The sequence below is a fragment of the Streptomyces sp. NPDC044921 genome (genome assembly GCF_056432865.1).
On sequence record NZ_JBWKIF010000002.1, the window covers coordinates 257,399 to 270,571 of the forward strand.

General features: G+C 74.3%; 10 protein-coding genes and 2 pseudogenes. 1 reads left to right on the plus strand and 11 read right to left on the minus strand.

Going from position 1 to position 13,173, the window contains the following annotated elements:
- Positions 1 to 3: 3 nt before the first annotated feature.
- The 9 genes and pseudogenes from AC07DA_RS03840 to AC07DA_RS03880 all read right to left on the minus strand — a co-directional run bounded on the left by AC07DA_RS03840 (position 4) and on the right by AC07DA_RS03880 (position 9,838).
- Complete coding sequence (locus tag AC07DA_RS03840) at positions 4 to 2,247, minus strand: FUSC family protein (protein ID WP_479124299.1); 2,244 nt, start codon at positions 2,245 to 2,247, stop codon at positions 4 to 6.
- Between the two features lie 87 nt (positions 2,248 to 2,334).
- Complete coding sequence (locus tag AC07DA_RS03845; RefSeq protein WP_479124300.1) at positions 2,335 to 3,705, minus strand: NAD(P)/FAD-dependent oxidoreductase; 1,371 nt, start codon at positions 3,703 to 3,705, stop codon at positions 2,335 to 2,337.
- 221 nt (positions 3,706 to 3,926) lie between these two features.
- The gene (locus AC07DA_RS03850; protein ID WP_479124302.1) at positions 3,927 to 5,651 is read right to left on the minus strand and encodes a PP2C family protein-serine/threonine phosphatase; all 1,725 of its coding nucleotides are present in this window, start codon (positions 5,649 to 5,651) and stop codon (positions 3,927 to 3,929) included.
- A pseudogene (locus AC07DA_RS03855) lies at positions 5,648 to 6,280 on the minus strand (SpoIIE family protein phosphatase); the annotation flags it as partial. The gene AC07DA_RS03850 and the pseudogene AC07DA_RS03855, both read right to left, overlap by 4 nt.
- A gap of 654 nt (positions 6,281 to 6,934) precedes the next feature.
- Positions 6,935 to 7,432: pseudogene (locus AC07DA_RS03860) on the minus strand (anti-sigma regulatory factor); the annotation flags it as partial.
- Complete coding sequence (locus AC07DA_RS03865) at positions 7,432 to 7,872, minus strand: anti-sigma regulatory factor (protein ID WP_479124303.1); 441 nt, start codon at positions 7,870 to 7,872, stop codon at positions 7,432 to 7,434. The gene AC07DA_RS03865 and the pseudogene AC07DA_RS03860, both read right to left, overlap by 1 nt.
- Positions 7,872 to 8,291, minus strand: coding sequence for an STAS domain-containing protein (locus tag AC07DA_RS03870; RefSeq protein ID WP_479124305.1), 420 nt, complete (start codon positions 8,289 to 8,291; stop codon positions 7,872 to 7,874). The genes AC07DA_RS03865 and AC07DA_RS03870 overlap by 1 nt, the downstream gene beginning before the upstream one ends.
- The gene (locus tag AC07DA_RS03875; protein WP_479124307.1) at positions 8,288 to 9,175 is read right to left on the minus strand and encodes an STAS domain-containing protein; all 888 of its coding nucleotides are present in this window, start codon (positions 9,173 to 9,175) and stop codon (positions 8,288 to 8,290) included. Before AC07DA_RS03875 ends, AC07DA_RS03870 begins: the two co-directional genes overlap by 4 nt.
- Positions 9,176 to 9,436: 261 nt before the next feature.
- Entirely contained in the window at positions 9,437 to 9,838 is a 402-nt protein-coding gene (locus AC07DA_RS03880; RefSeq protein ID WP_479124309.1) for an STAS domain-containing protein, read from the minus strand.
- 337 nt (positions 9,839 to 10,175) lie between these two features.
- Here AC07DA_RS03880 and AC07DA_RS03885 point away from each other — a divergent pair, with 337 nt between their 5' ends.
- The gene (locus AC07DA_RS03885; RefSeq protein ID WP_479124311.1) at positions 10,176 to 10,547 is read left to right on the plus strand and encodes a PRC-barrel domain containing protein; all 372 of its coding nucleotides are present in this window, start codon (positions 10,176 to 10,178) and stop codon (positions 10,545 to 10,547) included.
- Positions 10,548 to 10,621: 74 nt separating this feature from the next.
- Here the strand turns inward: AC07DA_RS03885 and AC07DA_RS03890 are convergent, their stop codons facing one another.
- Complete coding sequence (locus tag AC07DA_RS03890) at positions 10,622 to 11,056, minus strand: ATP-binding protein (protein WP_479124312.1); 435 nt, start codon at positions 11,054 to 11,056, stop codon at positions 10,622 to 10,624.
- 117 nt (positions 11,057 to 11,173) lie between these two features.
- Positions 11,174 to 13,072 (minus strand): AMP-dependent synthetase/ligase, encoded by a 1,899-nt coding sequence (locus AC07DA_RS03895; protein WP_479124314.1) that lies wholly within the window; start codon positions 13,070 to 13,072, stop codon positions 11,174 to 11,176.
- Between the last annotated feature and the right edge of the window lie 101 nt (positions 13,073 to 13,173).

Sequence of the window (13,173 nt, forward strand, 5' to 3'; positions counted from 1 at the left end):
CCCTCAGCCCCGGGGAGTCGACACCGGCACGCCCAGCGGCCGGGCGAGGCCCACCACGGCCTCGTCCAGCCGCTCCAGGTGCCGCAGCACGCGGTCGGTGATGCGGCCGTAGCGCGGTGTTCCGGCGTCGGGGCCCAGCAGCGAGGCGATGCTCGGCCCGGTCTCCACCGTCGCCCCGGCGTGCTCGCCGGCCACCCGGGCCGCGATGGCCTCGATGTTGCGCACGGTGCGCGCGGCCGCCCCGCGCAGCCGCGGGTCCGCCGCGATCGACGGATGCGTGGGCAGCAGCTCCGCCGTGGCCGCGAGCGTGCGCGCGTGGTACGCGCACGTCTCCAGCAGCGCCACCACGTACCGGGCCGTGTCCCGCCGGGCCCGCAGCGGCGTGACTGGATGCGTCAGCGGCTGGGTGGCGGCCCGCAGATCGGCCAGCGCCTGGTCCAGGTCACGCGCCTTGTCCAGCAGCTCGTCGGCGGGCCCGCCGCTGAGCTGGCCCACCGCCGCCTCAGCGACCCCGGCCAGCCGCTCCAGCACCGTTTCCAGCAGCTCGTTGGTCCGACGGTCCGTCCGCACCGGCAGCACCAGCGCCGCCGCGACCACCCCGCACACGGCGCCGATCGCCGTCTCCTCGATGCGCAGCACCAGCACGTCCAGGCTGTAGGTGTGCAGCAGCGTGTACAGCAGTCCGAGCATCGCCGTCACGAAGAACGACATCAGCGTATACGACAGCGGCGCCACGTAGAACATCGCGAAGATCAGCACCAGCACGAGCGCGAACGCCGTCACCGTGTGCTGCCCGACCAGCCCCGCCAGCACGATGCCGGCCACGACGCCGAAGACCGTGCCCAGCAGCCGCCGGTAGCCCTTGACCAGGATCTCACCCGTCGAGGACGTGTTGATGAAGACGATCCAGCACGTCAGCACCGCCCAGTACCAGCGCTGCGTGGACAGCAGCTCCCCGCCCGCGATGGCCAGTGAGGAACCGACCGCGACCTGCACGGCCGCGCGCGTGGTGGGACGCCGCAGGCCCGTCTGCTCCTCCCGCGCCGGTTCCTCGGCGCCGCCGTCGAGCGCGGCCTCCTCCGCGTCCAGCTCCTCACGGGAGCGGGTCGTCGCGGGGGAGTCGTCCGACTCGTCCTGCGGGCCGTCCAGGGCGATCCGCAGCCCCAGCACCGCGCGGGCGGCCTCGCCGATGCCGCGGAAGACGTCCTGCACGGCGGCGGGGGCCGGCGGCAGGTTCTCCTCGTCCCGGTAGCCGAGCAGCCGGTTGCGCACGTGCGCCAGCGCGGTGCCCGTGTCGCCGCCGCCGGCCCGCAGCACCAGCGTGTGCAGCGCCCGCAGGTCCCGGCGCAGCGTGGCGGTGGACTCGTCGGGCACGGCCGGCACGGCCACCGTCGGGGCGGGCGCCCCCGGCAGGTGCAGGGTGAGCGTGTCGGCCCGTTCGGCGCTGCGCGCCGTCAGCAGCAGCAGTCCGAGCCGCTCGGCGGCGATCTCGGCGTCCGCGATCCGGCGCTGCACCAGCCGCGCCGCCGACTCGTCCGGGGTGCCCTCCTCCAGCCGTCCCTGGATCATCATCGCGGTCTCGTGCAGCCGCGCCGTGCCCTCGCGCACGGCCCCGAGCGCCTTGTCCATGTCGTCCTCGCCCGCGTCGAGGAGGTCCAGCTGCGCGGACACCAGCTGGGCCAGCCGGGCACGGAAGGCCAGCCGCAGCCGGGTCAGGATGCCCGCGGGCGTCGCGGGGACCACCGCGAACCGCAGCACCGCACTGGCGCCGAAGGCCAGGGCGATGGCGCCGTACAGCGCGGGCAGCGCGGAGACGGTGGCGCCGACGAACAGGGACAGGAAGTACACCTGGAAGGCGATCAGCCCGAGCGCGGTGCCCCGGTCGCCGAACCGGCGGCCGTAGACCGCGCAGAAGATCAGGACGACGAAGAAGGCGTCACCGACGACGCGGCGCTCGCCGAGGACCGCGCTCAGGCTCACCGAGGCCAGCGCCACCGGCAGGCCCAGCGCCAGCGTCACGGCCTGCGCGCCCCGCTGCTTCTCCCGGATGGCGAAGGTGGCGACCATCGCCGCCATGGCCCCCGCCACCAGGTGGGGCACGTCCGTCCCCAGCAGGGAGAGCACGGCCAGGGTGAGGGCGATCGCGCCGACGGTCCGCAGTCCGGCCGTCAGGCGCAGCAGCCCCGGGTCGGACGCCGCGATCCGGTCCCGCAGCCGTGTCCGCACCGAGTGTCCCGCCGCCCTCACGCCGCCGTACTCTCTCCCGACTCACCCAGCAAGATCCGCACCTCAGCATGTCACGCCGCGTGCGGCGGCTCCCGCCCGGGCCGGGTGCTACTCCTGCCGTCCGGTCCCCTCGACGTGCGCCCGCACCTGCTCCGGCGTCAGGTAGGCGTCGGTGTACTCGAAGTCCTTCAGCCGCGCGGGCTTGCGCGCCTGGAACCCCGTCCGTACGAAGTCGTCACCGGCGACCGCGTTGAGCAGCCAGTTCGTCATCACCCGCGTCTTGGCGACGTTGGTGCGCAGCGCCGACCAGTGGTACCCGCGGGCGACGGCCTGGGCGGGCAGGCCGCGCAGTTCGATGCCCAGCGGCTTGGACACCGCGTCGGTGCCGCCGAGGTCGACGACGAGCCCCAGGTCCTTGTGGACGTACGGCGTCATCGACTGCCCGCGCAGCGAGGCGATCACGTTGTCGGCGACGTGCCGGCCCTGCCGCAGCGCGTGCTGCGCGGTGGGCGGGCACATGGCCCCCTCGCCCTTGGCCAGGTCGGGCACGGCGGCCGCGTCGCCGAGCGCGAACACGCCGTCGCAGCCCGGGAGGTTCATCTCGGCGGCGACCGCGAGACGGCCCTTGACGGTCTCCGCACCCAGCGTGGCGATCAGCGGGCTGGCGACGACGCCGGCGGTCCAGATGAGCGTGCGGGTCGGGATCACCCGCCCGTCGGTGAAGGTGACCTCCTCGGGGCCCGCCTTGGCGATGGAGGTGCCCAGGGAGATCTCGATGCCCCGGCGGCGCAGGATCTCCTGCGCGCTGCTGCCGAGCTTCTCGCCGAGCTCCGGCATGAGCTTCGGCGCGATGTCGATCAGGTGCCACTTGATCAGGCCCGGGTCCAGGCGCGGGTAGCGCTTGACGGCGGCGTGCGTCAGACGCTGCAGGCAGGCCGCCGTCTCCGTGCCCGCGTAGCCGCCGCCGACCACCACGAACTGCAGCCGCGAGGCCCTCTCCTGCGGGTCCTGGCTCGCGTCCGCCAGGTCCAGCTGGGAGATGACGTGGTCCCGGATGTAGGCCGCCTCCGCGAGCGTCTTCATCCCGAACGCGTGCTCCGTCAGACCCGGGATGTCGAAGGTCCGGGTGATGCTGCCGGGCGCCAGCACGATGTAGTCGTACGGTTCGTCGACGATCTCGTCGGTGATGGTGCGGATGACGCACACCTTCGCCTTCAGGTCGACGCCGATGGCGCCGCCCGGAATGATCCGCGTGCGGTACTTCTTGCTGCGGCGCAGGGAGACGGCGATCGACTGCGGCGTGAGCACGCCGGAGGCGACCTGGGGGAGCAGCGGCAGATACAGCTGGTAGGCGAACGGCGTCACCAGGGTGACGTCGGCCTCGTCCGGGGAGAGTTTCCGTTCCAGACGGCGGACGCACTCCACGCCGGCGAAGCCTGCGCCAACCACCAGGATCCTGGGTCGTGTCACGGTGTTCATCCCTTTCTGCGGCTCCAGGCGGTCTGCCTCGAACGCCTTTCGCCTGCCCCTGGATCGCCGGTTCGCACCCTTTCGATCCCACCCCGTGTCCGGCCGGGCCGCCAGTCGGGCGTGGCAGGCAGACGAACGCGTCGATCACCACCATGCCCTCCGGATGGCCGAAAAGCACCGGGTGGGAGTGAAGAACGCGTGCACACCGCTCCGGCCGGGGCCGGACCCGGTCAGGAGGCGGCGTCGCCCCGGACGTGGCACAGCAACAGGCACACGTCGTCGTCGCGCTCGGAGTCGCTCAACAGCGGATGCAGGATCCGGTCCGCCGAGCCCTCCAGGTCCGCGTCCAGCTCCGCGGAGTCGAACCGTCCCAGCGCCGCGGCCAGCCGCTCGATGCCCGGGTCTATGCCCTGCGCGCGCCGTTCCACCAGCCCGTCCGTGTACAGCGCGAGCGTGGATCCGGGCGACAGCTGCACGGTGTGGTCGTCGATCTCCTGGGTGAGGGGGATGCCGAGCATCGCGCCGGGCTTGGCGTCGAGGGTGCGCACGGTGCCGTCGGCCAGACGCAGCACCGGTGGGGGATGACCCGCGGCGGCCCAGGTCAGTGTGGGCTCGTCGGGGTGGAACCGGGCGATGACGGCCGTGGCGTACAGGTCCGGCTGCAGGTGGTGCAGGAACCGGTGCAGCCGGGTCAGCAGCCGGCCCGGGCTGTCGCCGTCGACGGCGTACGCCCGCAGCGCGGTGCGCAGCTGGCTCATCATCACCGCGGCGTGCAGGCCGTGCCCGGTCACGTCGCCGATGACGGTGATGAGCCCGCCGTCCCGCTGCGGGAACGCGTCGTACCAGTCACCGCCGATGTTCAGCCCGTGCGTGGCCGGCAGATACCGCGCGGCCAGGCTGAGGCCGGGCGTGGCCGGCAGGTCCGTGAGCAGCGCGCGCTGCAGCGTCTCGGCGATGTCGCGGTTGTGCTCGAAGCGGCGGGCGTTGTCGATGGCGATGCTGGCCCGCCGGGTGAGTTCGATCAGCATCACCGCGTCGTCGGGGTCCCAGCGCGCACCGGGCGGCGACAGCGTCAGCACGCCGAGCGGGGCCCGCCGCGTCGGCAGCGGCACGCACAGCAGCGGCGTGCCGGGGTCCAGCGCCGACGGCGGCTGGTCGTCGACGCCGGGCAGGTTGCCCGGGTGGCCGGCCGCGTACTGGGGCCGCCCGGTCCGCGCGGCCAGCACCGCGGCGGCCGGATGCGGGGTCGTCCGGTGCTTGTCGTCCTCGTCGAACAGCCAGACGTCGACGCTGCTCGCGTACTCCGGCACCAGCAGTTCGGGCAGCCGGCGCACGATCTCCTCGTGGTTGAGGGAGGCCGTCAGCACGGCGCTGGCGTCGGCGAGGAACGTCAGCCTGCGGCGGGCGCTCTCCGCCTCGTTGCGGGCGTGGCGCTCGGCGGCGAAGGCCTCGCGCTGGGCCCGGCCCGCCGCGTCCAGCTCGGCGTGCAGCGCCAGCACGCCCTGGTTCGTCTGGTGCAGCTCCTCCCGGTGGAAGGCGACCAGGTCCTCCTGCTCGGTGAGCTTGTCCAGCACCACGGCGGTGTCCTCGTCGGCGCCGAGCAGGGCCTCGGCCAGGGCCGCCGGGTCCTCGGCGACCGTGCCGGCGTCCGCGGCCTCGGCCGCCTCCGGGCAGGGGACGGTGACCTCCCACGGCGGCTCCCCGGCGGCGCACGCCTCCGGTGACGGGGTCACCACGGCGTGCAGCAGGCCCTGCTCGGCGGGCGACCCGGCGACGTTCAGGGTGAGCAGCCAGGTGCCGCCCTTGGTGAGGCACTGCCGCAGGTGGGCGCTGAGGTCGGCGGCGAGCCGGGTCCGTTCGAGGGTGGGCACACCGTAGGCGGCGGCCAGGCGCGCGAGGGCGATCCGCGCGCGTGCCGCGTCGGTGACGGTGGTGATCTGCCAAGTGCGCATCATGGGCGTTCCGGCGGGGTGGGGGTCAGCACGGCCACGGCGGTGTCGTCCCGCACCGGCCGGGCGGGACTGCTCGCGTCGCGTATCGTCACGGCGGCCGTCACGGCCGGGTCGGCTGCGGGCGCGCCAGTGTCGCCGGACGGCGGGGCCCAGCGGCTGGGCAGGCCGTCGGTGTGCAGGATGAGCAGCCGGTCGGCCGCCCAGCCGGCCTCCTCCTCGCGGAGGGTGGTGGGCCGGTGGACGCCGACGATGCCGGGCCGTGACAGCAGGGGCCGCCAGCTGCCGTCGGCGCGCAGCCGCGCCCCCACGTTCCCTATGCCGGCGAACGTGAGCCGACCGGCCCGCAGATCGAGCTGGGCCACGGCGACGGCCGCGCCCCGGGTGCCCCGCAGCGCGTCGTGGAGGTGCCGCAGCGCCTCGGCGGGGGAGAGGTGGGCCCACCGGTGCAGCGCCGCGGCGGCGGCGGACGAGGCCCGGGCGGCCTCCGGGCCGTGCCCCAGCCCGTCCGCCAGCATCAGTGTGACCCGTTCCCCGGCCCGCACCCACGTCCAGGCGTCACCGGAGTACTCGGCTCCGCCGTAGGGGATGTTCACGCCACCGGCCCGCACACGGGCGAGCGGCCCGGAGCCCGCAGGCACCGGCACGTCCCGCACCGCGCGTGCGGCCGCGCCGCGACTCCCTCCTGGCACACCGTCCGCCCCACCGGCGGGCGCGGACGCACGCCCCGGCCGCCCGCCGGCCGCGATCCCGCCCGGCGCAGGGTGCGCACCGTGGCCACGCGGGCCCGTGCCCGGCGCGGCGAGGGCCTCCGGGCCCCCGGCCAACGGGTCCGGTGTCGTGTGGGTCCCCGGCTTGCCGGTGGACCCGGCCGGCGGGGCGACGGGCTCGCGATCCCCGGTGGGTCGGTCGGGCGCCGTGTGGCCCCCGGAGCCGCCGGTGCGGCGGCCCGGCGCTGCGGGGACGCCGGGCCCCTCGGCGAGCCCGTTACGCGCGTCGGCCGCGTCGGCATCCCGGGCGAGCCCGCCCGGCGCCGCCGAGGTACCGGCACCGCCGGGGCGGGCGTCCGGTGCGGAATCGTTCCGGGAGGCGGCGCGCGCGGCGCTGCCGGCGTGCCGGGAGTGATCGCCCGCGTCGACGCGGGAGACGTGCTCCGTCAGGCCGTCGTGTGCCACGGCCGCGAGCGGAGCCCGGGCGGCACGTGGGGCGCCGCCCGGCCAGGGTCCGTCGTGGGAGGCCGGGGCGTCGGGCGCTGCAGGCGCTGCCGGCCCTGTCCACGGGTTCCCGTCCGCCGCGGCCCGCCCGGCCGAGGGTCCCTCGGGCCACGCGGCGACGGTCGTACCGGCGGGGACGGCACCGCCCCGGGGCGTGGAGCCGACGCGCGCCACCGCCACCGTGCCGCGGCCGGGCGCGCTGTCCAGACCGAAGTCGTCGGCCAGGCGCAGGCACGTGCCGAGGCCGGCGCCGAGCGAACGGGTCGTGGAGAAACCGTCGCGCACCGCCGCGGGGACGTCCGGGATGCCCGGACCGTGGTCGATCGCGGTGATCTGCACGACGCGGGACTCCTCGCCCCCGTCCCGCAGCACGGGCGGGTCCACGAGGTCGATCAGCACCTGCCCGCCCTCCGCGTGCTTGAGGAGATTCGTGGCGAGTTCGGTCGCGACCAGCGCGGCCGCCGCCGTACGGCTCTCGTCGAGCCCGGCCAGTGCGGCCGCCTGTTCGGCGGCCACCCGCGCGTCGCGCACGCGGGTGGAGTCCCGCACCGGGATGTCCCACACGCGGGGCATCAGGCCTCCTCGCGGGGCCGCGGCGGCTGGGCCACCCAGCACGTCACCCGCACCGTCGTGCCGGAGCCGGGCGTGCTGTCGATGTCGAACTCGTGCACCAGGCGCCGGGCACCGCTCAGCCCCATCCCCAGGCCGCCGCCGGAGGTGTAGCCGTCGCTGAGCGCCTGGTCCAGGTCGGCGATCCCCGGTCCCTCGTCGGTGAAGGACAGCCGCAGCCCCTGGGCGGCGCCGCTGCCGACGCGGGTCGCCTCCATCTGTCCGCCCCCGCCGTGCACGAGGGTGTTGCGGGCCAGCTCGCTGGCGGCGGTGACCAGTTTGGTCTGCTCCACCAGGCCGAAGCCGAGCCGGGCAGCGGCCTGCCGTACGTGCTGGCGCACCCACACCAGGTCCATGTCGGACCGGATGGGCAGGCAGGCCTCGACGCCCGCGGCAGTGTGCATCACGGACTCTCCTGACGCGGGCCGCCGGCACGGGTGACCGGCGGGCTCTGCGACAGCAGTCGCATGCCCGCCTCCGTGCTGAGCGCCGTGCTCAGGCCCGGCAGTGTCAGACCCAGTTCCACCAGGGTGATGGCGACCGCCGGGCGCATGCCCGCCACCACGGTCCGCGCGGCCAGCAGCTTGGCCTGCGCGGCGATCTCGGCCAGCACCCGGCCCAGGAAGGAGTCGACGATCTCCACGCCGGAGATGTCGATGAGGACCCCGCGGACCCCGGTGCGGGAGATGGTCTCCGCGAGGTCCTGCTGGAGCTGCTGCGCCGTGCTGTCGTGCAGGTCCCCCTGGAGCGTGACCAGCAGGACGTCCCCGAGCCGCAGCACCGGCACGTGGCCCGGGACGGGAGGGGGGTAGGCGTCGCTCACCGCTGACCCGCACCCGGGTTCACGATGTCCGCGCCGAGCTGGTGCAGCGCGTACCCCAGCGCGTCCGAGAGGCTCGCGCGGGTGATGACGTCCAGGTCCAGCCCGAGGTGGACCATGGTCTGCGCGATGGCGGGCCGGATGCCGGAGACGATGCACTCGGCGCCCATCAGCCGCGCCGCCGCCACCGTCTTCATCAGGTGCTGCGCCACCAGCGAGTCGACCGTGGGCACGCCGGTGATGTCGAGGATCGCGAACCGGGCGTGCTGCTCGACCACGGCGTTCAGCAGCGTCTCCATCACCACCTGGCTGCGGGCGCTGTCCAGCGTCCCGATCAGCGGCACCGCCACGATGCCGTCCCACAGCCGGATGACCGGCGTGGCCACCTCCAGCAACTGCATCCGCTGCCGGTCGCTGAGCGCCTGCCACTCGCTCAGGGCCGTCTGCATGGCCACCAGGCGCAGGGTGCCCATCAGCACCGTGAGCGCCGTCGAACAGGCCCGCAGGTGCTCGGGCGGGGCCTGCTCCAGATCGGCGGCCAGCAGGTTCTCCACGGGCGGCCGCAGGGCGGCCAGCTCGGTGGAGACCTGGGTGTTGGACAGCCCGGCGCGGGAGCGGGCCGCGCCCATGCGGGCCAGCTGCTCGCGGACCCCGCTGAAGCCCGCGGCGTCCGGGTCCTCCACCTGGTCCGAGTCGGCCACCTGGGCCAGCGCGTCGACGACGGCCTTGCCCGCCTCCACCGCCTCGTCGCGCGAGACGGTGAACACGGTGCGGAACAGGGGCTCGTCCGCCCACCGCTGGGCGATCTGCTCCCGCCGCCGGTGCAGGAAGTCCCGCACCTCGTGCGTCGGCGTGGCGAGCTGTCCGTCCGCTTCGTGCTCCGGCACCTGGTTCTCTCCTCATCCGCGTTGCGTCGACCGAGCCCGCTTCTGGCAACGAGAACGGCGATGTGACACTTGCCGGGCGACAACTCTAACCATGCGCCGACCTCGTACGACACCGGATCCGGCGCAAGGCGTCCGGTTCGGGGTGACGGCGGCCGGGCACCGCCGTCACCGGCGAGCGCGGGGGGTGAACCACCGTTCGGGCAGGACGGAGCCGGGCCCCGGCCGACCGGTTCGGCGCCGGGCCCGCGCGGGTCCCTGGGGTCAGGCGCCTTCCGCCCCCGGCTCGTCGGGGACCACCGGCCCGGCGTCGACGCGGGCCAGGGCCTCCTCCACGTTCTCCGATATCGGCACCGTGATGCTCACGCCGGTCAGGTCGAGGATGCGGCGCACGGCAGGCGTCGGGCTGATGACGTGCACGCTGCCGGCGTTGCCCCGGGTCTCCTGGTAGACCCGCAGGATGATGTTCATCCCGGACGAGTCCATGAACGGGACGGACGAGAGGTCGAGCAGGAAGTGTCGTCGGCCGTGGTGGAGTTGGTTGGCCAGATGGGCCTGGAACTCGGTCGCGGTGTCGACGTCCAGGTAGCCGTCGACCGTGATCAGGGCCACGTCCTCCCGGGGCAGTTCGACTTCCACGGACAGCGGGTTCTGGGCGAGGGGCACGGGTACCTCCAACAAGTGCTACGGCCTGGGGTGGTCACCTCTGGGGGTGACCGCGGTGCGGGGCGACGCCGGTCGTGTCGCGGGCTCGACTGCGGTTTCTCATGTGCCTCCCTTCGCTGCCGGGCTCCGTTTCCACCGCGCCCCCGCGATTACCCCGGAAACCGCGCTCCATGCCCGGCGATGTGAATCCGGCCGGGATCGTGTTCCCGCCGCCCTGGACACGGGTACGCCGAATGTGCGTGCGACAGGAGGGTAATTGCTGCTGTGGAGCAGGGCGGGCGCGAGCCGTCCGCCGGGGTTCGAGCGATCCGCACACCGTCAGGGAGGATGGAGCAGCGTGACCATCGACAGAATCTGGTCGTACGCGCCGGACAGCGGTCACGTCGAGGGGCAGGACCTGACCGGTTTCACCGTCGCCGCGGCCGACGGCACGATCGGGCACGTGGACCGGGAGGCCGCTCCGCACGGCCTGCGGCACCTGGTCGTCGACACCGGCGTCTGGGTGTTCGGCCGCAGCGTGCTGGTCCCGGCCGGGGTCGTCACCGGCATCGACGCGCAGGCGCGGAAAGTCACACTGGCCTGCACGAGGGCGGACGCCAAGGCGGCGCCCCGCTTCCAGACCGACAGCGAGACGCAGGACCAGCGGTACCTGCGGGCGGTCGGCGACTACTACGACAGGCTGCCCCCGCGCGAGACGACCTCCGTCTGAGCGCGGCACGGGCGCACCGCGCCCGTGCCGCTCGCGGCCCGCCGGGGGGCCGGGGCGCGCCGGAGCGGAACGGGTCACCAGGGCAGGAAGACGTGCACGTCCTTGCCGTGGTCGTCGGTCACCACGCTCACCTGGTCGCACAGCGTGTGGATCAGGTGCCAGCCGATGCCGCCGCCGCCGCTGCGCGGATCGAAGGGGCGGGGGGCCGGCTCGGTGGTGCTGGTGTCGTGCAGGACCACGTGCACGCCGTCGAAGGTGCGGCGCATCCGCAGTGCGAAGGGCCCCGGGGCGTACTGGACCGCGTTGGCGGCGAGTTCGGTCACCACCAGCAGGATGTCGTCCCAGTACTCGGGGGCGGAGGGCGGGGAGGAGCGTGCGAGGTCACGCAGGAACTCCTCCGCGGCCAGCCGCGCACCCGTCACGTCATGCGGCTCGCCCACGAAGCTGTTCGTGCGGCTCGGGATCTCCTCGGAGGTCAGGGCGTCGTCCCCACGCGGCTCGGTTGACATATCGCCTTTCCGGCCCGGGCGTCAGCGAGAGCTGTCGTCAGGGCTGTCGTCCTTTCTCTTGCGTCGCCACTGTTGCGTGTTCCCGAGGGCGCGAGGCCTACGCGTCCGGCCGCACGCTCAACGGAACACACTGTCGGAGTCGTCCCAGTGTGCCGCCTCCTCCGGGGTGCCCGGCCGCCCGGGGCGCCTGCGGGAGGCGTACATGGCGTCGATCTCGGCGGCGTAGTGCCGCACGATCTCGTCCCGGCGCAGCTTCATCGACGGGGTGAGCAGCCCGTTGGTCACGTCGAACGGCTCCGGCAGCACCCGGAAGACGCGGATCGACTCCGACCGCGACACGGCGCTGTTGGCCGTGGCCACGGCCCGGGCGACCTCCTCGCGCAGCGCGTTCTCCTCCCTGGCCTCCCGCATCTCGCCCTGCAGGGCCAGTGCGGCCCGCCAGTGGGCGAGGAACTCCGGGTCCAGCGTGATCAGGGCACCCACACAGGGCCGGTTGTCGCCCACGACCACCGCCTGGTGGATGAGCGGATGCATGCGCAGCCGCTGCTCCAGCGCGGCCGGGGCGACGCTCTTGCCGCTGCTCGTGATGATGATGTCCTTCTTGCGGCCGGTGATCGTCAGATAACCCTCCGAGTCGAGCCGCCCGAGGTCCCCGGTGGCCAGCCAGCCCCCGCGCAGCGCGGCCCGGGTGGCGGCCTCGTCGCCCACGTAGCCCTGGAAGACCGACGGCCCCCGCACCAGGATCTCGCCGTCCTCGGCCACCCGGATCTCCGTGCCCGGCAGCGCCTGGCCGACCGTCCCGGACTTCTCCCGGCCCAGCGGCTGCATCGTCACCCCGCCGGAGGTCTCGGTCAGGCCGTACCCGTCGTTCACGTAGATGCCGATGCCCTCGTAGAAGAGGGACAGCTCGCGGCTGAGGGGCGAGCCGCCGGACGTCGCCCGCTGCACCCGGCCGCCGAGCGCGGCCCGCAGCCGGCGGTAGACCGTGCGCTCGTACAGGGCGTGCTGCAACCGCAGGTCGAGACCGGGCCCGCGGCCGCGGCCCAGCCGCTGGCGCTCCAGCGCGGCGGCGAAGTCCCGGGCGGTCCCGGCGGCCCGCTCGAAGAGCGCGCCGTGACCCCCCTGCTGGGCCGTGCGCAGGAAGTTCTTGTAGATCTTCTCGAAGACCGACGGGACCGCGTAGAAGTACGTGGGACGGAAGGAACGCAGCGCCGACGACAGCGCCTCGGTGCCGAGATCCGCCTGGTGCCCCATGAGCAGCCCGCCGCGCACGCACAGCCCCTGGATCATCAGTCCGTACACGTGGGAGAAGGGCAGGAACGCCAGCACCGAGCCCTGCTCCCCGCGCGGTGCGGCCGTGTGCCCCCAGCCCGCGAGCAGCGTGTCGCAGGTGCCGGCCAGGTTGCGGTGGCTCAGGGCGCAGCCCATGGGGTGGCCGGTGGTGCCCGAGGTGTAGGCGATGACGGCCGTGGAGTCGGGGAGCACGATGCGGCGCATCGAGTCGACCGTGGCGATCGGCACGTCCTGGCCGAGCACCGCCAGCTCCTCCAGCGCGCCCGCGTCCAGCTGCCAGACGTGGCGCAGCACCGGCAGCGAGGCGCACACCGAGCCGACCGTCATGACGCCCTGCTCGTCCTCGACCACCACGGCCACGCAGCCGGAGTCGCGCAGGATCCACTCGACCTGGTCGCGCGAGGACGTCGGGTAGATCGGCACGACCTCGGCCCCCACCGCCCACAGCGCGTGGCACAGGACCGTCCACTCGTAGCGGGTGCGCGCCATGATGGCCACGCGGTGGCCCGGCGCGATCCCGGCGGCGATCAGGCCCTTGGCCACGTCCACCAGCTGGTCGCGCAGCTCGATCGCCGTGATCTCCTCCCAGCCGGCGCGGGCGGCGCCGGCGCGGCGGGCGAGCACCGGCCGGGCGGGTTCCCGTTCCGCCGTCTCGAAGACGCTGTCGGCGAGCCCGCCGGACAGGGGCGAGACGGCCGGTGGAGCGAGGGCGGGGTCGCGCATGCTGCTCCTGACATGTACGGGTGTGACACGGCCGACGGGTACCGTCATCGGCGGGGCTCGAATGTAGTCGAGTCGGGACCCTCCGGGGTCGGGAAATACGG

Coding starts and splice junctions, on each gene's coding strand:
- AC07DA_RS03890 (WP_479124312.1), bottom strand. CDS start 11,056: ATGTCAACCGAGCCGCGTGGGGACGACGCCCTGACCTCCGAGGAGATC.
- AC07DA_RS03895 (WP_479124314.1), bottom strand. CDS start 13,072: ATGCGCGACCCCGCCCTCGCTCCACCGGCCGTCTCGCCCCTGTCCGGC.
- AC07DA_RS03850 (WP_479124302.1), bottom strand. CDS start 5,651: ATGATGCGCACTTGGCAGATCACCACCGTCACCGACGCGGCACGCGCG.
- AC07DA_RS03865 (WP_479124303.1), bottom strand. CDS start 7,872: ATGCACACTGCCGCGGGCGTCGAGGCCTGCCTGCCCATCCGGTCCGAC.
- AC07DA_RS03845 (WP_479124300.1), bottom strand. CDS start 3,705: ATGAACACCGTGACACGACCCAGGATCCTGGTGGTTGGCGCAGGCTTC.